Here is a 21,079-nt window from a genome sequence, read left to right as displayed (position 1 = left end):
TACCCGTCTATTGCAGCGCTTGGCGAATCTCGCCAATCTGGAGACCACACCGCAGCCTTATGCAGGTACTCCACTATGGAAACGGAACTGCTCATCCGGCGAGGTGATCAGCTCCCGCTCCACTGCACGCACCACCTCAATACGCGCATCCACGTCAGCGGCGTCACCATACAGATAGGCAAGCTTGAGATAGCCGCGATAGTGGCGTCCTTCGCTCTCCAACAATCCGGCGTAGAACTTGGCCAGTTCGGCGTCCAGGCGCGGCACCAGCGCAGCGAAGCGCTCGCACGAACGCGCCTCGATAAAGGCGCCGACCACCAGCACGTCCACCAGCCGCTCCACCTCGCCACCGCGCAACAAGGCCCGCAGACCGGCAGCGTAGCGCGAGGCCGAAACATGACGAATTTCGATACCTCGGCCACGAATGATCTTGCTCACCTGCTCGAAGTGCACCAATTCCTCACGAGCCAGGCGCGACATTCTCGCGGTCAATTCGGGCTTGGTCAGGTAACGCCCCATCAGGCTCAACGCTGTCTGCGCGGCCTTGTATTCCAGGTTGCGGTGGTCGAGCAGAAGGATCTCCTGCTGACGCAAAGCCTCCTCCAGCCAGGCGTCAGGCGTGGCGATACCGCCGAGAAACGCTAGGATTTCCTGCAGGATCGACACAGGCTCCTCAACTTTTGCTGGAACATGCTCGGCAATTGACATCATCAATAAAACGCTCTCGTGCTGGCGAGGTTAGATGGGGCGGGCCATTATACGAATGGTCAGCAAGACAGCCAGCACAGGTTGATACAGGTCAAAACGCCGCAGACCGCGACGCACCTATAGTGCGTCGTGCATTCTTAGGAGCCGACCATGCAAACGATTCGCCGCATCCTAGTAGTAGTGGAGCCACAACTCCCCGAAGGCCTCGCACTCACACGCGCCAAGCTGATCGCCGGCGTAACCCAGTCACATCTGCACCTACTGGTCTGCGATAAGAAAGGCGACCACAGCGCCTTGCTAGACGATCTGCGCAGCAGCCTGACCCTGGAGGGCTTCAGCGCAACCACGCAACAGGCCTGGGATGAGAATGTGCACCAGACCATCATCACCATCCAGCAGGCCGAAGGCTGTGGATTGGTGATCAAGCAGCACCTGCCGGACAACCCGCTGAAAAAAGCCATCCTCACCCCAGAAGACTGGAAGCTCCTGCGCTACTGCCCAGCACCGGTGCTGATGGTCAAGACCGATACTCCCTGGACTGGCGGCATCATTCTCGCCGCCGTCGACGTGGGCAATTCCGACCACGAGCACCGTACGCTGCACGCCAGCATCATCAGCCATGGCTACGACATCGCAGGCCTGGCCAAAGGCGATCTGCACGTGATTGCAGCACACCCCTCGCCGATGCTCTCCGCAGCCGACCCGACGTTCCAGCTACAGGAAACCATCGAGGCGCGTTACCGCGAGCAATGCAAGAACTTCCAGGCTCAGTACCACATCAGCGATGAACACCTGCATGTGGCGCAAGGCCCCGCCGATGTCCTGATTCCGCAGACGACCCATCAACTCAAGGCCGTAGTCACGGTAATCGGCACAGTGGCACGCACCGGGCTTTCCGGTGCACTGATCGGCAACACCGCCGAAGTGGTGCTCGATACGCTGGAAAGCGATGTGCTGGTGCTCAAGCCCGATGAGATCATCGCGCTGCTGGAGGAACGAGTAGCGCAACGCTGAAACCAGTAGGCGTCGCCTCTGCGCAGATGGCTAGACCCGCAGTTGCAATCCTTCGCGAAGAAATTTCGGCGCGATATAGCGCTCGTAATGCGCCTCTGACAGCAGGAAGAACTCGCGGTCGATGGCGTCGCGCAGCTCCGGCAGCGCCCAATCGCGAAACTCCGGCAACAACGCCATGCCGTAAGCCTCCAACTGATTGATCATCCGCGCGCCACGCGCGATCAATTGATACGCCCAGCAGTAAGGCGACTGCTGCGGCACGAAGCGAATCTGCCGCTGTTCGAGCTGGGCGCGCAGGCGAGCTTCATCGAACACCTCCAGCTTTGCCGTCATCACCTGCACCAGAAGCGCTTCGAGGCGTGACCAAACGGCACGTTTTTCCTCTTCGCCATAGCTGTTCCAGTTGATCACCTCGTGATGAAAGCGCTTGCAGCCGCGACACACGACATCGCCATACACGGTCGAACACAGACCTACACAGGGTGTCTTGATACGCTGATTAGACATGGCAAGGCAGCACGAAAAGCAAAACGGCCCAGCATCTTAGCCCTTTGTCTAATCCATATCACCCCTGACAGGGGCTGGACTTCAGCTTAACTTTATCTGCGCTTTCCAGTAGAATCGGCCCGCCTTTTATGGCGCCAATGTCCGTTGGAAGCTGTTTTCAAAGCGTCACGAGCACAGTCGATCCTGCAGGTACGATGGCGATGCGGCAGCCTGGAGTCCCCCCAGGCGCCTGCATCGACCAACATCGCAACCGTCCTGCCGGCGTAAAACTTTGAAAGCAGCTTCTGGAAGAAATTCGTGAAACCTCGGCTGCTCGGCCCATAAAGCCGAAAAGCGCCTGGTTAACGACTTTCTGGATCGCGTCCCGGACAACCCTTTGGGACCACTGATGAGGGTAATACTGTGCTTGAAGCCTATCGCAAACACGTAGAAGAGCGTGCCGCCCTGGGAATCGTTCCCCAGCCGCTGAACGCCGAACAAACCGCAGGCCTGGTCGAGCTGCTGAAGAACCCGCCGGCCGGCGAAGAAGAAATCCTCGTAGACCTGATCACCAACCGTGTTCCGCCGGGCGTCGACGAAGCCGCCTACGTCAAGGCCGGTTTCCTCTCCGCTGTCGCCAAGGGCGAAGCCTCCTCCCCACTGATCAGCAAGGCGCGCGCCGTCGAACTGCTGGGCACCATGCAGGGCGGCTACAACATCGCCACCATGGTCGAGCTGCTCGATGACACCGAACTGTCTGACGTAGCCGCCGAGCAACTCAAGCACACCCTGCTGATGTTCGACGCCTTCCACGACGTCGCCGAGAAAGCCAAGGCTGGCAATGCCAACGCCAAGGCCGTGATGCAGTCCTGGGCTGACGGTGAGTGGTTCAAAGCCCGTCCGGCCATCGCCGAGAAGTACACCCTGACCGTATTCAAGGTGCCTGGCGAAACCAACACCGACGACCTGTCCCCTGCCCCGGACGCCTGGTCGCGTCCCGACATCCCGCTGCATGCTCTGGCCATGCTGAAAATGGCCCGTGACGGCATCGAGCCCGAGCAGCCCGGTTCGGTCGGCCCGCTGAAGCAGATCGAAGAAGTCCGCGCCAAGGGCTTCCCGGTTGCCTACGTCGGTGACGTGGTCGGTACCGGTTCTTCCCGTAAGTCCGCCACCAACTCGGTGCTGTGGTTCTTCGGTGACGACATCCCCTACGTGCCGAACAAGCGCGCTGGCGGCTTCTGCTTCGGCACCAAGATCGCTCCGATCTTCTACAACACCATGGAAGATGCCGGCGCTCTGCCGATTGAGTTCGACTGCACCAACCTGGCCATGGGCGATGTCATCGACGTCTATCCGTACAAGGGCGAAGTCCGCCGTCATGGCAGCGATGAGTTGGTCACCAGCTTCGAACTGAAAACCGAAGTACTGCTTGACGAAGTCCGCGCTGGCGGCCGTATTCCGCTGATCATTGGTCGCGGTCTGACCGAGAAGGCGCGTGCCGAACTGGGTCTGGGTGCTAGCGATCTGTTCAAGAAGCCGGAAGCTCCGGCTGACAGCGGCAAGGGCTTCACCCTGGCGCAGAAGATGGTCGGTCGTGCTTGCGGCCTGGCCGAAGGCCAAGGCGTACGCCCGGGCACCTACTGCGAGCCGAAGATGACCACCGTGGGTTCGCAAGACACCACCGGCCCGATGACCCGCGACGAGCTGAAAGACCTGGCGTGCCTGGGCTTCTCCGCTGATCTGGTGATGCAGTCCTTCTGCCACACCGCTGCCTATCCGAAGCCGATCGACGTCACCACCCACCACACCCTGCCGGATTTCATCCGCACCCGTGGCGGCGTCTCCCTGCGTCCGGGCGACGGCATCATCCATAGCTGGCTGAACCGCATGCTGCTGCCGGACACCGTCGGCACCGGCGGCGACTCGCACACCCGCTTCCCGATCGGCATTTCCTTCCCAGCCGGTTCCGGCCTGGTCGCCTTCGCCGCTGCCACCGGCGTCATGCCGCTGGACATGCCGGAGTCGGTACTGGTGCGCTTCAAGGGCAAGCTGCAACCGGGCATCACCCTGCGTGACCTGGTGCATGCCATTCCTTACTACGCCATTCAGCAAGGTCTGCTGACTGTCGAGAAGAAAGGCAAGAAGAACATCTTCTCCGGCCGCATCCTGGAGATCGAAGGTCTCAACGAGCTGACCGTCGAGCAGGCTTTCGAGCTGTCCGACGCCTCCGCCGAGCGTTCCGCTGCCGGTTGCACCATCAAGCTGCCGGAAGAGTCGATCGCCGAGTACCTGAAGTCCAACATCACCCTGCTGCGCTGGATGATCAGCGAAGGCTACGGTGATCCGCGCACCCTGGAACGCCGCGCTCAGGCCATGGAAGCCTGGCTGGCCAAGCCGGACCTGCTGGCTGCTGACGCCGATGCCGAATACGCCGCCGTCATCGAGATTGATCTGGCCGACGTCAAGGAGCCGGTACTCTGCGCGCCGAACGACCCGGACGACGCCCGCCTGCTGTCCACCGTCGCTGGCGACAAGATCGACGAAGTGTTCATCGGTTCGTGCATGACCAACATCGGTCACTTCCGCGCTGCCGGTAAGCTGCTGGACAAGGTCAAAGGTGGCATTCCGACCCGTCTGTGGCTGGCTCCGCCAACCAAGATGGACGCTCACCAACTGACCGAAGAAGGCTACTACGGCATCTACGGCAAGGCCGGTGCGCGTATGGAAATGCCAGGCTGCTCGCTGTGCATGGGTAACCAGGCGCGCGTACAGACCGGTTCCACCGTGGTCTCCACCTCGACCCGTAACTTCCCGAACCGCCTGGGCGACGCCACCAACGTCTACCTGGCCTCGGCTGAGCTGGCCGCAGTGGCCTCGATTCTCGGCAAACTGCCGACCGTCGAGGAGTACCTGCAGTACGCCAAGGACATCGACAGCATGGCTGCCGACGTCTACCGCTACCTGAGCTTCGATCAGATCGCCGAGTTCCGCGAAGCCGCCGAAAACGCCAAGATCCCGGTCGTTCAGGCCTGATCTTCTAGCGTCACAAGAGCCCCGCCCCGTGCGGGGCTCTTCATTTCTGCCTGCCCCGTCCGTCCTCGACGCACTGGCATAGGCATTGCTTCGCTACAAGGTATACGCCCTTCCAACGGTGGAAGGTGCTTTCGACAATGGCGTCGTTCTGGAGCATACCTGTTCAACAGGTATGCTCCGGTGCGACGTTTTTTTATGGCTGCCGCTTGGCGAATAACCGGCGGTGACGAGCTTGTAAGGACACCCCATGAGCGAACTCGACACTCCACGCAGCGATGCTCGAACCTGGGCCCATGGCAGCGCCGCCCCGGAAAAGCGCGTGCTGAACATCGGTTTCATGGCCTTGAGCGATTCGGCATCTGTGGTGGTCGCCGCGACTCAAGGCTTTGCCGAAAAGCACGGTCTTAGCCTGCGCTTGCAGCGCCAGGCCTCCTGGGCTGCGTTGCGCGATCGCCTGATCAGTGGCGAACTGGATGCCGCTCACTGCCTCTACGGCTTGATCTATGGCGTACAGCTAGGCCTCGACGGCGCAATGCCGAGCAACATGGCGGTACTCATGGGGCTCAATCAAAATGGTCAGAGCATCAACCTGTCGCGCGCCCTACAGCAGGCAGGAGTGACCAACGGCGAAGCACTGGCGCAACGCGCGCACCAAAGCAGCGCACGCCTGAAATTTGCCCAGACCTTCCCCACCGGCACCCATGCCATGTGGCTCTACTATTGGCTGGCCAGCCAAGGCATTCACCCATTGCGCGACGTGGATAGCGTCGTGGTGCCGCCATCACAGATGATCGAGCACCTGAAAGCGCAGCGCATCGATGGTTTCTGTGTCGGCGAACCCTGGACCGCCAAAGCCGTAGAGGACGATCTCGGTTGCATGCTCACCACCACCCAGGCGATCTGGCCCGATCATCCAGAAAAGGTGCTTGGCAGCACCCGCGCCTTCGTCGAGCAGCACCCCAATACTGTGCGCGCACTGATCATGGCCGTACTGGAAGCTAGCCAATTCATCGATGCCAACGAAGAGAACCGACGCAGCACGGCGCAACTGCTCAGCGGCAGCGACTATGTCGATGCGCCGCTGTCCGCGATCCTGCCGCGATTTCTCGGCCACTATCAGGACGGCCTCGGTAACGCCTGGCAAGACGCCCACCGCCTGCGTTTTCACGGCGACGGCGCAGTCAACCTGCCCTACCTGTCCGACGCCATGTGGTTCATGACCCAGTTCCGCCGCTGGGGGCTGCTGCGTGATGACCCGGACTACCTCGGCATCGCCCAGCAAGTACAGCAACTGACACTCTACCGACAGGCCGCAGATGCACTGGGCATCGCCTGCCCCGAACCGATGCGCAGCAGCACGCTCAAGGACGGCCCACGCTGGGATGGCAGCGATCCGGCTGGCTACGCCCGCAGCTTCGCCCTGCATGCCATGGCCGATCAGCCGGCGCTCAGCGCCTGACTCGCAGGAGAGCCCACCATGCTGCGCATCCTGCTGATCAATGACACCCCGAAAAAAGTCGGCCGCCTCAAGCACGCCCTGATCGAGGCTGGCTTCGAGGTCATCGACGAGTCCGGGCTGACCATCGACTTACCCGCCCGCGTCGAAGCCGTGCGCCCCGACGTGGTCCTCATCGACACCGAATCCCCCGGCCGCGACGTCATGGAGCAGGTGGTGCTGGTCACGCGCGACCAACCCCGCCCCATCGTCATGTTCACCGACGAGCATGACCCCGGTGTGATGCGCCAGGCGATCAAGAGCGGCGTCAGCGCCTACATCGTCGAAGGTATCCATGCGCAACGCCTGCAGCCGATCCTCGACGTTGCAATGGCCCGCTTCGAAAGCGACCAGGCGCTGCGTGCCGAGCTGCAGGCGCGTGATGCACAGTTGGCCGAGCGCAAGCGCATCGAGCTGGCCAAGGGCCTGTTGATGAAGATGAAAAGTTGCGACGAAGAAGAGGCCTACACCCTCATGCGCCGCCAGGCCATGAGCCGCCAGCAGAAGCTGATTCAGGTGGCCGAGCAGGTCATCGCCATGCACGACATGCTTGGGGGCTGACTGTTACACCTGCGCAGCGCCTGACTGTACTGGACAGCCCTATTCATCGCGACGTATTGTCAGCGGCGGCCACAGCAGTGGCCAACGTCGCTCGGACGGTTCCGGGCGCTTACGTCTTTCGAGGAAATCATGGCTGACAATGCCAAGCGCCGCTTTGCGCGCATCGATCGTCTCCCCTCCTACGTTTTCAACATCACCGCTGAACTGAAGATGGCCGCGCGCCGTCGCGGTGAAGACATCATCGATTTCTCCATGGGCAACCCTGACGGTGCGACTCCGCCGCACATCGTCGAAAAGCTCGTACAGGTCGCTCAGCGTGAAGACACCCACGGCTACTCCACTTCTCGCGGTATTCCACGCCTGCGCCGCGCCATCTCGCGCTGGTACAAGGATCGCTACGAGGTGGAGATCGACCCGGAAAGCGAAGCCATCGTCACCATCGGCTCCAAGGAAGGCCTGGCGCACCTGATGCTGGCCACTCTGGATCACGGTGACACCGTACTGGTGCCCAATCCCAGTTATCCCATCCATATCTACGGCGCCGTGATCGCCGGTGCGCAGGTGCGTTCAGTGCCGCTGGTGCCGGGCGTGGATTTCTTCGCCGAGCTGGAACGCGCCATCCGCGAATCGATCCCCAAGCCGAAGATGATGATTCTCGGCTTCCCTTCCAACCCCACCGCACAGTGCGTGGAGCTGGACTTCTTCGAACGCGTGGTCGCCCTGGCTAAACAGTACGACGTGCTGGTGGTGCACGACCTCGCCTACGCCGACATCGTCTATGACGGCTGGAAAGCACCGTCGATCATGCAGGTGCCAGGCGCCAAGGACATCGCGGTGGAGTTCTTCACCCTGTCCAAGAGTTACAACATGGCTGGCTGGCGTATCGGCTTCATGGTCGGCAACCCGGAGCTGGTCAGCGCCCTGGCGCGAATCAAGAGCTACCACGATTACGGCACGTTCACTCCGCTACAGGTGGCGGCCATTGCCGCACTGGAAGGCGACCAGCAATGCGTGCGCGATATCGCCGAGCAATACCGCCAGCGCCGCAATTTACTGGTCAAGGGCCTGCACGAAATTGGCTGGATGGTCGAGAACCCCAAAGCCTCGATGTACATTTGGGCCAAGATTCCCGAGGCCTATGCTCACCTTGGCTCGCTGGAGTTCGCCAAGAAGCTGCTGGCCGAGGCCAAGGTCTGCGTATCGCCCGGCCTAGGCTTTGGCGACTACGGCGACGACCACGTGCGTTTTGCCTTGATCGAGAATCAGGATCGTACCCGTCAGGCGCTACGGGGCATCAAGGCCATGTTCCGCGCCGATGGCTTGCTGCCGACGAAAAAAACCAAAGCAGACAACGAATGAAACAAGGGCGCCGCACAGGCGCCCTCTTCATTTCAGCCGGAATAATCCAAAGCCGTCCAGTTGCGACTCAGGGCCTGCGACAACACGCAATGCGGGCTTTGCAATGCTTCATTGAACGCGACAGGCAGTAACGTCGTCTGCCCCTCAGCCTCACCATGGCGCTCGGTCAGCCATTGCAACTTGCCGCAGTTGGGCGTCTCGATCACATAGCTGGCGGCCACCGCCGAGTGATACCCCGGCAGATGAATCACATCCAGCACCCTGCCCGCTTCCTCGACTCGCCGCCCGTCGGAAACCAGCACAGCCCACGCCTGCTCACCTTCTATCACCAGGTACGCACCATTGGCCTGCGGCCTCTCCACCTGGGGTTGCGCACAACCACCGAGCAGGGCCAATAGCACAATCGTCATCAGCATCTGTTGCATTACCTCTCACTCCTTCATCAGGGCGCCGATTCATGAGTCGGCGGGTCGATGTCGCTGCAGTGACTCAACTATCACTCGATACTGTTTATTTGTACAGTATTTTTGCTGTAGGCTTGAAAGCACAGATCAATGGGCATGAGTTACAGGAGCATCAGCATGCTGGACGTATTGCAGATCAAACATCAGGTCAATCGCATGCCGTTGGAGAGGGTGCATCACATCATCGAGGAGCTGCAGCGTGAAGGCCTGGTCATGGAGGGGCGTACCCCTTTCAATCGCCTGCACTTCAATACCTGCTTCGCCGAGATCGAGGCTCTTCTGCAACGCGCGGGCTATCACCGGCAACTGGATGTGGTCGGCTATCAGGGCCTGGCCTATGCCCTCTTCGATCCGGCCCGCTGGGAGGCTGTCGAAGTGCTGCGCTGGCTGCGCGATTTCGTCGAAATGAAGCAGCAGCAACCGTGCCACTGACCCTATGCGCAGCGCTCCGAAATTGGCCACCGATCAGCCTGCTGCACGGTCTTTGGGCAATGCTACGCAGCAGCGGCCCTTTCTCCGAGTGCAACTTGATCGAGCTATATCCTTGAAAGATATAGAGATATCCATACGGCGTAGAGACCTGGCAAACGCCTTGCTAAGCAAACCTCAACCACGCTCCTGATCGCCAACGGCGGTGATTCGGACACACCGACAAAGACGTCAAAGGCTGCTCGTTGCCCACCGGCAACAGGCTGTCTGCGACGTCTTTTTTCGTTTCTGTCAGTCGAGGAATTGCCATGCTCCATCGTCTATCGCTGCATCACCGCCTGTCATTGCTGGGTCTTGCCCTCGGTCTACTGGCTACTTCGCCGCTGCACGCCGCCGAGCCGGAGAAAGTGGAGCTGAAACTGGGCTTCATCAAACTGACCGACATGGCGCCATTGGCCATCGCCTATGAGAAAGGCTACTTCGAGGATGAAGGGCTGTACGTCACCCTAGAGGCACAAGCCAACTGGAAGGTGCTGCTGGATCGAGTGATCGACGGCGAACTGGACGGTGCCCATATGCTCTCTGGCCAGCCGCTAGGCGCGACCATTGGTTTCGGCACCAAGGCCGATGTGGTGACTGCCTTCACCATGGATCTCAACGGCAATGCCATCACTGTCTCCAACGATGTCTGGAAAGCAATGAAACCGCATGTGCCCATGGCTGATGGCAAGCCCGTGCACCCGATCAAGGCCGATACCCTCAAACCGGTGATCGAGCAATACGCCGCGGCTGGCAAGCCCTTCAATATGGGCATGGTGTTCCCGGTCTCGACTCATAACTACGAGCTGCGTTACTGGCTGGCCGCTGGCGGCATCAACCCTGGCTACTATGCGCCGAGCAAAGGCGATATCACGGGGCAAATCGATGCTCAGGTACTGCTCTCGGTCACCCCGCCGCCACAGATGCCGGCAACTCTGGAGGCCGGCACCATCAGCGGCTACAGTGTCGGTGAACCGTGGAACCAGGCCGCCGTGTTCAAGGGCATCGGCGTCCCCGTGGTGGCCGATTACGCCATTCGCAAGAATATGTCCGAGAAGGTCTTCGGCGTTTCGCGCAGTTGGGCCGAAGCCAACCCGGAAACGCACAAGCGTCTGGTCAAGGCGCTGATCCGCGCCGGCAAGTGGCTCGATGCCGATGGCAACGCCAACCGCGCCGAAGCGGTGGAGATTCTCGCACGCCCGGAATACGTCGGCGCTGATGCCAAGGTCATTGCCAATTCGATGACCGGCACCTTCGAGTTCGAGAAAGGCGACAAGCGTGAAGTCCCCGACTTCAACGTGTTCTTCCGCTACCACGCCACCTACCCCTACTACTCCGATGCCATCTGGTATCTGACGCAGATGCGCCGCTGGGGGCAGATCGCCGAAGCCAAGCCGGACGACTGGTACGTGCAAACCGCCAAGCGCGTGTTCCTCCCGGACATCTACCGCCAGGCCGCCGCCGAGCTGATCGCCGAAGGCAAGGCCGAACCGAGCGACTTCCCACCTGCCGATGAGGACGGCTTCCGTAAGCCGCTGGCAGACACCATCGACGGTGTGGTCTACGACGGCCACAAGCCCAACGCCTACCTGCAGCAATTCAGCATTGGTCTGAAGGGCGACAGCACCCTCTGACAAAGGCTGGCACCACCGTCTGCCACACCACAATGGGCCGCGCCTGTCGCGGCCTCGCTAACGACCTGAGGACAGGACGATGAGCAACCCGAACATCGCCACGCCGATCCAGCAGACCCTCAAGACGGCGCGCCACAGCGTCTTGCTCAAGCGCCTGGTAAATGGCCTGATCCTGCCAGGGCTGGGCATTGCCCTGTTCCTGCTGTGCTGGCAGGGGCTGGCCAACCATGTACAGACCAGCCTCGGCCAGTTTCCCGGCCCCGTACAAGTTGCTGAGCAATTTGGTGGACTGATTGCGGCCCACCAGCGCGAACGAGACAAGGCTGCTGCCTTCTATCAGCGCCAGGAGGAACGCAACGCCAAGCTGTTGGCCGCCGACCCTGGCGCTACGGTGACTGTCCGCCCCTATACGGGCAAGCCGACCTTCATCCAGCAAATCTTCACCAGCCTCTACACCGTCGCGGCCGGCTTTCTCATCGCTTCGCTGCTGGCCATCCCACTGGGGATCGTCTGCGGTCTGAGCAAAACGCTGTACAGCGCATTGAATCCACTGATTCAGGTATTCAAGCCGGTGTCGCCACTGGCCTGGCTGCCACTGGTGACCATGCTGGTCAGCGCCCTGTACGTCAGTGACGATCCACTGTTCGCCAAGTCCTTCCTCACCTCGGCTTTCACCGTGGCGCTGTGCTGCCTGTGGCCCACCGTGATCAATACCACGGTGGGCGTGGCCAGCATCGACAAGGATCTCAACAACGTCAGCAAAGTGCTGCGTCTGTCACCACTGAGCCACGTGCGGCGCATTGTCGTGCCGGCGGCGCTGCCGATGATTTTCACCGGCCTGCGCCTGTCGCTGGCCACGGGCTGGATGGTGCTGATCGCCGCCGAAATGCTGGCGCAGAACCCAGGTCTGGGCAAATTCATCTGGGACGAGTTCCAGAACGGCAGCTCCAACTCCCTTGGCCGGATCATGGTGGCGGTGATCGTCATTGGCCTGATCGGCTTCATCCTCGACCGTCTGATGCTTGTGCTCCAGCGCCTGTTTAGCTGGGACAAGAACGCCGTACTGCGCTGATCAGGAGAATCATCATGAGCAATGCCTACCTCGAACTGACCAATGTTGGTATCGATTTCCCCACCGACAAGGGGCTGTTCTGCGCCTTGCAGAACGTCAATCTGAAATTGGCCAAGGGCGAGTTCGTCTCGCTGATCGGCCACTCCGGCTGCGGCAAATCCACGGTGCTGAACATCGTCGCCGGGCTCTATCAGGCCACGGCTGGGGGCATCATTCTCGACGGTCGCGAGGTCAACGAACCCGGCCCGGAGCGCGCCGTGGTGTTCCAGAACCACAGCCTGCTGCCCTGGCTGAGCTGTTACGAGAACGTCGAATTGGCGGTACGGCAGGTGTTTCGCAAACAGAAAACGCGCGCAGAAATGCGTGACTGGATCGAGCACAACCTGGCCCTGGTGCACATGACGCACGCGCGCGACAAACGCCCCGGAGAAATCTCCGGCGGCATGAAGCAGCGCATCGGCATTGCCCGCGCCCTGGCCATGCAGCCCAAGGTGCTGCTGATGGACGAGCCATTCGGCGCGCTCGACGCCCTCACCCGCGCTCACCTGCAGGACTCGTTGATGGAGATTCATGCCGAGCTGGGCAACACGGTCATCATGATCACCCATGATGTCGACGAAGCCGTGCTGCTCTCCGACCGTATCGTGATGATGAGCAACGGCCCGGCGGCAACCGTCGGAGAAATTCTCAAGGTCGAACTGGCACGCCCGCGCCAGCGCATGGAGCTGGCTCACGACAGCCGCTATCACGCTTACCGGGCTGCCGTACTGGAGTTTCTCTACCAACGCCAGCAGCGCCCGGCAGCCTGATCCATTGCCACCGTTTCGGCTTGTACAGCGTAGCGGTGGAACCAATCGCTTCGTTTGAACACGAACAGGAACCCCCAACGACCAGGCAGGCAACCCCCGTGCTAGACCTCTCCACCTGGAATTTGTCGATTCCAACCGACCCCGCGCCGACGGAAATCACCACTGCGCGTTTGAACAACGGCTATCAAAGCCAATATTTTCGCCGCAACGACGACGGCAGCGTCACCTTCTGGGTACCCGTGACGGGCTCCACCACAGAGGATGCACGCTACCCCCGTAGCGAATTGCGTGAGACGCAGAGCGATGGCGCGCTGGATAACTGGCTTTATGCGTCCGCCGACAACTATCTCAATGCCGTGCTCACGGTCAATCAATTGCCCAGCCGCAACAAGGTCGTAATAGGGCAAATCCATAGCACTGACGCCGCAGGTAGTCAGAACGACCCACTCGTCAAACTGCAGTATTACCGCAACAGCGCTGGTGTTGGTCGGCTGGAGGCCCTGCTGCGCCTGCACCCCGGAGACAGCAAGGTAAAGAACATCCTGATTGCCGAAGGTATCGACCTGAACGAGCGCTTCAGCTACGAACTGCGCCTGACATCGAGCGGTCGCCTGGGCATTCAGGTCGAGAGCGCCGACGGCGACAAAGGCTCGTACTACCGCCAACTGAGCAGCAGTTGGAGCAATGATCTGCTGTATTTCAAGGCCGGTGCTTACATTCAGGACAACAGCGGTTCGAGCAGCGAGGGAGGCCGCGTCACGTTTTATCACCTGAACACCTTGCACCGCTGAGCGTAGCGGCGACTTACAATCGCCGCTTTGCCACCGGATAAACCTAAACATGGCCCGTCTGACGCTGGATTTCCCCGAAGATCAATATTGCTACAGCACCCACCTCACCGTGCGCGTCACCGATATCAACGGCGCCAATCATCTGGGCAATGACTCGATGATCTCGATGATTTCCGAAGCACGTGCCCGCTTTCTCTTCGAGTTCGGCATCCACGAAACCGATGGCAACGGCACTGGCATCATCGTCACCGACCTGGCCACCACCTACCGCGCCGAGGCCCATGCCCGTGATCAGTTGCTGTTCGAAGTCGGGGTGATGGATTTCAACAAATACGGCGGCGACATCACCTTCCGCATTACCCGACCGGCCGACGGCACGCTGGTGGCCATGGCCAAGTCGGGATTCGTCTTCTTCGATTACCAGGCGTCGAAGGTGGTAGCGATGCCGCAGACCTTCAGCGCCAAGTTTCCCAAGGTCAACCGCATAACGGGCTGAGCGACTGTTTGGCGCGACAGTTGCTGCACACGCCTGACAGACCGTTGCAAAACGCAGGTAATTTTTCAACGGTTTGCAGAGCACATCCGCACAATGCCCCCGCCTGATAGGGCTGGGCTCTCTGGGAGTGACAACAATGCCAGCCATGCGCAAACGAGCTCAACGTGCCGCCCTGATCGCCAGCCTCTCAGCCTGGCCACTGCTTATCCTGCCCTTGCCTACGCATGCCACTGTCGCCTCTGCTGGCAGCGCAACGGTGCAAGCGCAGCGCTGAGCGCCCCAATGCGGGGCAGAAAATAACCCACCGATAACCTGAAACGCTACGAAACCAGCGCCAGCAGCAACCTCAGCTTCTGGCGCGGCTCTTGCTAAGTTCGCCTCAAGGTAGCCAACGGCGGCCACCTTTTGCATGACAACGACGTCGCCTCACCCAGCCTCAAAGCTTGTGGTGAAGCGGCGTTTTTTGTGCCTGCCCCAATGCTCGGGGCTGGCGTTAGCTTCGTGATACGAGCCATCGCCATTCGTTCGAACCTGCCGTGGCCTAGGCCACGAACTACGCTAAACACGTAGCTCCGCAGACACGGCCGCCGTTTCCACTCGCGCGTCCCTGTCCGCCGGGCTCATCAAGCTGACGAGGTGATCGATGAACACGAGTTTCTGGAAGGCCGGCCACGCCCCGACCCTGTTTGCTGCCTTTCTCTATTTCGACCTGAGTTTTATGGTCTGGTACCTGCTCGGCCCGCTTGCCGTACAGATTGCCACCGACCTGGCGCTGAACGCCCAGCAACGCGGCCTGATGGTAGCCACCCCGATTCTCGCTGGCGCGGTGCTGCGCCTGCTCATGGGTTTTCTCGCGGATCGACTTTCGCCAAAGACCGCTGGCCTGATCGGTCAGGTGGTGGTCATCACAGCCTTGTTCGGCGCCTGGCAAATCGGTATCGGCAGCTACGAACAGGCGTTGCTGCTGGGGCTGTTCCTCGGTTTCGCGGGGGCTTCCTTTGCCGTCGCCTTGCCGCTGGCGTCGCAGTGGTACCCCGCGCAGCATCAGGGTAAAGCCATGGGTATCGCCGGTGCCGGTAATTCCGGCACCGTGCTTGCCGCGCTGTTTGCGCCGGGCCTGGCGGCACTGTTCGGTTGGCAGAACGTCTTCGGTTGGGCCCTGGCACCGCTGCTGGTGACGCTGGTGCTCTTTGCCATGCTGGCACGCAACGCACCCAGCCGCCCCAAACCCAAAGCCTTCGCTGACTACCTCAAAGCCCTGGGTGATCGTGATAGCTGGTGGTTCATGTTCTTCTACAGCATCACCTTTGGCGGCTTCATCGGCCTGGCCAGCGCCCTGCCCGGCTACTTCAGCGACCAGTACCAGCTCAACCCGGTGACTGCCGGCTACTACACCGCGGCCTGCGTCTTCGCCGGCAGCCTGCTGCGCCCACTGGGCGGCGCGCTGGCCGACCGTATCGGTGGTATCCGCAGCTTGCTGGTGATGTACGCCATCGCCTCGTCGTGCATTGCCATCGTCGGCTTCAACCTGCCCAGTTCCAATGCGGCACTGGCCTTGTTCGTCGTCGCCATGCTTGGCTTGGGAGCCGGTAACGGCGCGGTGTTCCAACTGGTGCCGCAGCGTTTCAGCAAGGAAATTGGCGTCATGACCGGCCTGATTGGCATGGCCGGCGGCATTGGCGGTTTCTTGCTGGCAGCCGGCCTGGGCGCCATCAAGCAGCATACCGGCGGTTATCAGCTTGGCCTGTGGCTGTTCGCCAGCCTTGGCGTTTTGGCCTGGATCGGTCTGTATGGCGTCAAACAGCGCTGGCGCACCACCTGGGGCAGCGCCGCCATCACCGCCGCGCGGGTTTGATGAGTAGCCTGCAACTGGTCACCGGCGAAGCCAGCGCCAGTGGCCCACACTGTGACAACCAAGACGCTCTGCGTGTGGTCACGCCTGCTCCCGCACTGGCGGCCAGCAAAGGCTACCTCTGCGCACTGGCTGACGGCGTCAGTCAGTGCGCAGACGGTGCGCTCGCCTCGCGCGCAACGCTGCAGGCGCTGGCGCTGGACTACTACGCCACGCCGGAAACCTGGCCGGTGCAGCACAGCCTGGATCGTCTGCTACTGGCTCAAAACCGCTGGCTGCAAGCCAACGGCGGCGGCCAGCCGCTGCTGACCACGCTGACGGCGCTGGTACTGCGTGGGCGGCATTACTTTCTCGCCCATGTCGGCGACTGCCGCGCCTATCTGTGGCGCGACGGCCAGTTGTTGCGCCTAACCGAGGAGCATGTGTGGGAACAACCCGGCATGCAGCATGTGCTGACCCGCGCGCTCGGTTTGGATCAGCACGTGGTGGTGGACTACCGGGACGGCGAGCTGCAGCCGGGTGATGCCTTTCTGCTGCTTAGCGATGGCATCTGGGCCACACTCAGCGAGCAGATCCTGACACTCGCCCTGCAGAGTGAGGACGCGCCAGAGGCAATCTGCGCCAGCCTGGTCGAGGACGCCCACCGTGCAGGCAGCCAGGACAACGCCAGCGCGCTGCTGGTCAAAGTCGAACGACTGCCGGACGCCTCACTCGCCGATACCCTGGCGCAACTGGAGCACTGGCCGCTGCCGCCACCGCTGCGCGCCGGTCAGCACTTCGAAGGCTGGTATGTCGAAAGTCTGCTGCATGGCTCACGCCAATCACTCATGTACCGGGTGCGCGATGATGAGGGACGACCCTGGCTACTGAAGACCCTGCCGCCGCAACGCCACGAAGAAGCCGAAGCCGGCCCCGCCCTGCTGCAGGAAGAATGGTTTCTGCGTCGCGTCGCGGGGCCGCATTTCCCGCAACTGCATGCGCTGCCGCAGCGTCAGCACCTGTACTACGTGCAACGCGAGTATTCAGGGCAAACCCTGGCGGCGCACCTGCACAGCCAAGGGCCTATGCCACTGGCGGATTGGCGCCTGCTGGCAGCGGATCTGATCAAGGCCATTGGGTTGCTGCACCGGCGCAACATCCTGCACCGCGATATCAAGCTGGAAAACCTGCTGCTCGGCGATGACGGCGTGTTGCGCGTGCTGGACTTCGGCCTGGCCTATTGCCCCGGTTTGTCGAGCGAAGATGCTCACGGCGTACCTGGCACGCCCAGCTATATCGCCCCGGAGGCCTACGCTGGGGCGCCGCCGAGCATGGCCCAGGATCTCTACGCCACGGGCGTGACGCTATATCGGTTGCTGACCGGGCACTATCCACATGGAGAGGTGGAAGCCTTTCAGCGCCCGCGCTTCGGCCTTGCCGTCGCCGCCAGCCGCTATCGCCCGGATCTGCCCGCCTGGCTCGACGAAATCCTTGCGCGCGCCCTGGCCAACGACCCGGCGCAGCGCTTCGAAACCGCCGAGCAATGGCTGCTGGCCCTGGAGCAAGGCGAGCGCCTGTCGCTGTCCGTGCGCCCACGCCCGTTGCTCGAACGCGAGCCGCTACTGGTCTGGCGCAGCCTGGCACTCGTCTCACTGCTGCTGAACCTAGGCCTAGTGATTGCGCTATTGCTCTAGCCACCCAGGCCTGCCACGCACGCAGGAAACGCACCAGCGCGGCGCAAAAAGACTCAAAACAGTGCACGAAAAACCCAATAGCGCCTGCAGTCAGCCAGCGATCTCCTGAAGAAGCGGCGGCTCAGCAACTTGGCACAAGCGCTGCATCATGTTCAGCACAACCGATTAAAGCGCGCTGTCAACGAAGAGAGCGCACTGCCCGATAGTTCGGGATCTGGACAAAGGCGTCCTCGCTAGGCAACTGGCGGGACGCCTTTTTTGTTCCCGGTAGTTCCTGGCGGTAACCCTTTCTGGCTCGTCATTGCGACGGCCAGGTTTCCGTGATTTTTCCTCCAGGAGACAGCCGGCATGCAAAAACTCAAGCTGGTGATGATTGGCAACGGCATGGCGGGTGTACGCACCCTCGAAGAGCTGCTCAAGCTCGCTCCCGATCTTTACGACATCACCGTGTTCGGCGCCGAGCCGCACCCGAACTACAACCGCATCCTGCTCTCGCCCGTTCTGGCCGGCGAGCAAGCCTTCGAAGACATCATCCTCAACGACCTCAACTGGTACACGGACAACGGCATCAAGCTGCTGCTCGGCCGTACGGTGGTGAAGATCGACCGCAAGGCGCGCCGGGTGATCGCCGACGATGGCAGCGAAGCCGAATACGATCGTTTGCTTATCGCCACTGGCTCCACGCCGTTCATCCTGCCGGTGCCGGGCAAGGATCTGCACGGCGTCATCGGTTACCGCGACATCGCCGACACCCGCGTGATGATGGACACCGCCAAGACGCATAAGCACGCCGTGGTCATCGGCGGCGGCCTGCTCGGCCTGGAGGCGGCCAACGGTCTCAAGCTGCGCGGCATGGACGTCACCGTGGTACATATCGGTGACTGGCTGCTGGAGCGTCAGCTCGACCGCACCGCCGGTGAGCTGCTGCAGAAATCCCTGGAAGATCGCGGCCTGAAGTTCCTCCTGCCCAAGCACACCGCCGAACTGCTGGATAACGGCGATGGCCGCGTGTGTGCGGTGAAGTTCAAGGACGGCGAGGTGATCCCAGCCGATCTGGTGGTGATGGCCGCCGGTATCCGCCCCAATACCACCCTCGCGGAAAGCGCAGGCATCGCCTGCAATCGCGGCATTCTGGTCAACGACACCCTGCAAACCTTCGACCCACGCATCTACGCCATCGGCGAATGCGCCAGCCATCGCGGCATCGCCTACGGTCTGGTGGCGCCGTTGTTCGAGCAGGCCAAGGTTTGCGCCAATCACCTGGCTCAGCTTGGTTATTCGCGCTATCAGGGCTCGGTGACTTCGACCAAGCTCAAGGTCACCGGCATCGATCTATTCTCCGCCGGCGACTTCATGGGCTCGGACGATACCGAGTGCATCACCCTCTCCGACCCCATCGGCGGCGTGTACAAGAAGCTGGTGATCAAAGACGACGTGCTGGTCGGCGCCTGCCTGTACGGCGACACCGCCGACGGTGGTTGGTACTTCCGGCAGATCCGCGAGAAGCACCCCATCGGCGAAATCCGCGACCACCTGATGTTCGGCGAGGGCGTCATTGGCGATGTCGGCCATCAAGGGGCGGACAAGACCGCCAACATGCCCGACAGCATGGAAGTGTGCGGCTGCAACGGCGTGTGCAAGGGCACCATCGTCAAGGCCATTCAGGAGAACGGCCTGTTCTCCGTCGACGAGGTGAAAAAGCACACCAAGGCCGCCAGCTCCTGCGGTTCCTGCACCGGCCTGGTCGAGCAAATTTTGATCAGCACCGTCGGCGGCGCGGCAGACGTCAAACCCAAGAGCGAGAAAGCCATCTGCGGCTGCTCCGAGCTCAACCACGGGCAGATCCGTCAGGCCATCCGCGAGCAGCACCTGACCTCTATGGCGCAAACCATGGCCGCGCTCAACTGGAGCACACCCAACGGCTGCGCCACCTGCCGCCCGGCCTTGAACTACTACCTGATTTCCACCTGGCCGGGCGAAGCGCAGGACGACCCGCAATCACGCCTGATCAACGAGCGCGCCCACGCCAATATCCAGAAAGACGGCACCTATTCGGTGGTGCCGCGCATGTGGGGCGGCGTGACCAACGCCGCCGAACTGCGGCGCATCGCCGATGTCGCCGACAAATACCAGGTGCCGATGGTCAAGGTCACCGGCGGCCAACGCATCGACCTCTTGGGCATCAAGAAAGAAGACCTGCCAGCGGTGTGGAAGGAGCTGGACATGCCTTCGGGCCACGCCTACGGCAAATCCATCCGCACCGTGAAGACCTGCGTGGGCAGCGAGTTCTGCCGCTTCGGCACGCAAAACTCGACCCAGCTCGGTATCGATCTGGAGCACGACCTGTTCAACATGTGGTCGCCGCACAAGGTCAAGCTGGCGGTCTCCGGTTGCCCGCGCAACTGCGCCGAAGCCGGCATCAAGGACGTTGGCATCATCGGCGTGGATTCGGGCTTCGAGATGTACATAGGCGGCAATGGCGGGATCAAAACCGAAGTCGCCGAGTTCTTCGTCAAGGTCAAGACCGCCGAAGAAGTACGCGAATACAACGCTGCCTTCCTCCAGCTCTACCGCGAAGAAGCCTTCTACCTCGAACGCACCGTGCACTACCTGCACCGCGTTGGCATGGAGCGCATCAAAAAGGCGGTGATCGACGACGAGGCCAACCGCAAGGCCCTGGCTGCACGCCTGCACTATGCCCTGTCGCTCGAACAGGATCCGTGGAAGCAGCGCATCGAAACGCCGAGCCTTAAAAAGGAATTCGACACCATCAAGGTCGTGCAACTTGAGGAGGCCACCGTATGAACTGGCTGGACATCTGCGCTCTGGACGAAATCAACCCGCTGGGTTCGCGCATCGTCGCCGGCCCCAAAGGTGACATCGCCATCTTCCGCACCGGCGACGACGACGTGTTCGCTCTCGACGACCGCTGCCCGCACAAGGGCGGCCCGTTATCCCAAGGGCTGATCTACGGCAAGCGCGTCGCCTGCCCGCTGCACAACTGGCAGATCGAGCTCGATAGCGGCGCGGCCGTTGCCCCGGACGTGGGCTGCGCGCACCGCCATCAGGCGCGAGTGGAGAATGGCCGCGTGCTGCTGGCCTTAGCCTAACGCCATGTGGGAGGGCCTTTAGCCGCGACACCTCCCACTCTTTTCTCGTTTTCC

At 61.5% G+C, this 21,079-nt stretch carries 18 protein-coding genes; 15 read left to right on the top strand and 3 right to left on the bottom strand.

What is annotated here, in order from left to right; genetic code table 11:
* Positions 1-57: 57 nt before the first annotated feature.
* On the bottom strand, positions 58-711 hold the full coding sequence (locus tag AERO9A_RS06610; RefSeq protein WP_159971125.1) for a tRNA-(ms[2]io[6]A)-hydroxylase: 654 nt from the start codon (positions 709-711) through the stop codon (positions 58-60).
* Positions 712-858: 147 nt separating this feature from the next.
* On the opposite strand from AERO9A_RS06610, the gene AERO9A_RS06605 reads away from it, so the two are divergent.
* A complete protein-coding gene (locus AERO9A_RS06605) occupies positions 859-1,722 on the top strand; it encodes a universal stress protein (RefSeq protein WP_159971124.1) in 864 nt (287 codons plus the stop codon).
* A gap of 30 nt (positions 1,723-1,752) precedes the next feature.
* On the opposite strand, the gene AERO9A_RS06600 is transcribed toward AERO9A_RS06605, so the two are convergent.
* Positions 1,753-2,229 (bottom strand): DUF1289 domain-containing protein, encoded by a 477-nt coding sequence (locus tag AERO9A_RS06600; protein ID WP_159971123.1) that lies wholly within the window; start codon positions 2,227-2,229, stop codon positions 1,753-1,755.
* A gap of 402 nt (positions 2,230-2,631) precedes the next feature.
* Here AERO9A_RS06600 and acnB point away from each other — a divergent pair, with 402 nt between their 5' ends.
* The 4 genes from acnB to alaC all read left to right on the top strand — a co-directional run bounded on the left by acnB (position 2,632) and on the right by alaC (position 8,656).
* Positions 2,632-5,241, top strand: coding sequence for a bifunctional aconitate hydratase 2/2-methylisocitrate dehydratase (acnB, locus tag AERO9A_RS06595; protein WP_159971122.1), 2,610 nt, complete (start codon positions 2,632-2,634; stop codon positions 5,239-5,241).
* A 247-nt stretch (positions 5,242-5,488) separates the two neighbouring features.
* Entirely contained in the window at positions 5,489-6,700 is a 1,212-nt protein-coding gene (locus AERO9A_RS06590) for a CmpA/NrtA family ABC transporter substrate-binding protein (RefSeq protein WP_159971121.1), read from the top strand.
* A gap of 18 nt (positions 6,701-6,718) precedes the next feature.
* A complete protein-coding gene (locus AERO9A_RS06585) occupies positions 6,719-7,297 on the top strand; it encodes an ANTAR domain-containing response regulator (protein WP_159971120.1) in 579 nt (192 codons plus the stop codon).
* 129 nt (positions 7,298-7,426) lie between these two features.
* Entirely contained in the window at positions 7,427-8,656 is a 1,230-nt protein-coding gene (gene alaC / locus AERO9A_RS06580; protein ID WP_159971119.1) for an alanine transaminase, read from the top strand.
* Between the two features lie 32 nt (positions 8,657-8,688).
* On the opposite strand, the gene AERO9A_RS06575 is transcribed toward alaC, so the two are convergent.
* Complete coding sequence (locus tag AERO9A_RS06575) at positions 8,689-9,081, bottom strand: hypothetical protein (protein WP_159971118.1); 393 nt, start codon at positions 9,079-9,081, stop codon at positions 8,689-8,691.
* A gap of 156 nt (positions 9,082-9,237) precedes the next feature.
* Here AERO9A_RS06575 and AERO9A_RS06570 point away from each other — a divergent pair, with 156 nt between their 5' ends.
* The 10 genes from AERO9A_RS06570 (at position 9,238) to nirD (ending at position 21,025) form a co-directional block, all read left to right on the top strand.
* Entirely contained in the window at positions 9,238-9,552 is a 315-nt protein-coding gene (locus AERO9A_RS06570; RefSeq protein WP_159971117.1) for a transcriptional regulator, read from the top strand.
* A gap of 305 nt (positions 9,553-9,857) precedes the next feature.
* A complete protein-coding gene (locus tag AERO9A_RS06565) occupies positions 9,858-11,222 on the top strand; it encodes a CmpA/NrtA family ABC transporter substrate-binding protein (protein WP_159971116.1) in 1,365 nt (454 codons plus the stop codon).
* Between the two features lie 79 nt (positions 11,223-11,301).
* Positions 11,302-12,294 carry an ABC transporter permease gene (locus AERO9A_RS06560; RefSeq protein ID WP_159971115.1) on the top strand — a complete coding sequence of 331 codons (993 nt, stop codon included), beginning with the start codon at positions 11,302-11,304 and terminating at the stop codon, positions 12,292-12,294.
* A 14-nt stretch (positions 12,295-12,308) separates the two neighbouring features.
* Positions 12,309-13,103: an ABC transporter ATP-binding protein gene (locus tag AERO9A_RS06555; RefSeq protein ID WP_159971114.1), complete on the top strand. Its 795-nt coding sequence runs from the start codon at positions 12,309-12,311 to the stop codon at positions 13,101-13,103.
* A gap of 98 nt (positions 13,104-13,201) precedes the next feature.
* Positions 13,202-13,894 (top strand): polysaccharide lyase family 7 protein, encoded by a 693-nt coding sequence (locus tag AERO9A_RS06550; RefSeq protein ID WP_159971113.1) that lies wholly within the window; start codon positions 13,202-13,204, stop codon positions 13,892-13,894.
* Between the two features lie 49 nt (positions 13,895-13,943).
* A complete protein-coding gene (locus tag AERO9A_RS06545; protein WP_159971112.1) occupies positions 13,944-14,390 on the top strand; it encodes a thioesterase family protein in 447 nt (148 codons plus the stop codon).
* 643 nt (positions 14,391-15,033) lie between these two features.
* Entirely contained in the window at positions 15,034-16,245 is a 1,212-nt protein-coding gene (locus AERO9A_RS06540; protein ID WP_159971111.1) for a NarK/NasA family nitrate transporter, read from the top strand.
* A complete protein-coding gene (locus tag AERO9A_RS06535) occupies positions 16,245-17,915 on the top strand; it encodes a bifunctional protein-serine/threonine kinase/phosphatase (protein WP_159971110.1) in 1,671 nt (556 codons plus the stop codon). The genes AERO9A_RS06540 and AERO9A_RS06535 overlap by 1 nt, the downstream gene beginning before the upstream one ends.
* 348 nt (positions 17,916-18,263) lie before the next feature.
* Positions 18,264-20,720 carry a nitrite reductase large subunit NirB gene (gene nirB, locus AERO9A_RS06530; RefSeq protein ID WP_159971109.1) on the top strand — a complete coding sequence of 819 codons (2,457 nt, stop codon included), beginning with the start codon at positions 18,264-18,266 and terminating at the stop codon, positions 20,718-20,720.
* Positions 20,717-21,025 (top strand): nitrite reductase small subunit NirD, encoded by a 309-nt coding sequence (nirD, locus tag AERO9A_RS06525; RefSeq protein WP_159971108.1) that lies wholly within the window; start codon positions 20,717-20,719, stop codon positions 21,023-21,025. The genes nirB and nirD overlap by 4 nt, the downstream gene beginning before the upstream one ends.
* Positions 21,026-21,079 lie beyond the last annotated feature (54 nt).

It is taken from the genome of Pseudomonas sp. 8Z, from assembly GCF_902506535.1.
Lineage (GTDB): Bacteria > Pseudomonadota > Gammaproteobacteria > Pseudomonadales > Pseudomonadaceae > Aquipseudomonas.
The sequence above is the reverse complement of the archived record's forward strand: the minus strand, read 5'-3'. Positions and strand labels throughout refer to the sequence as shown.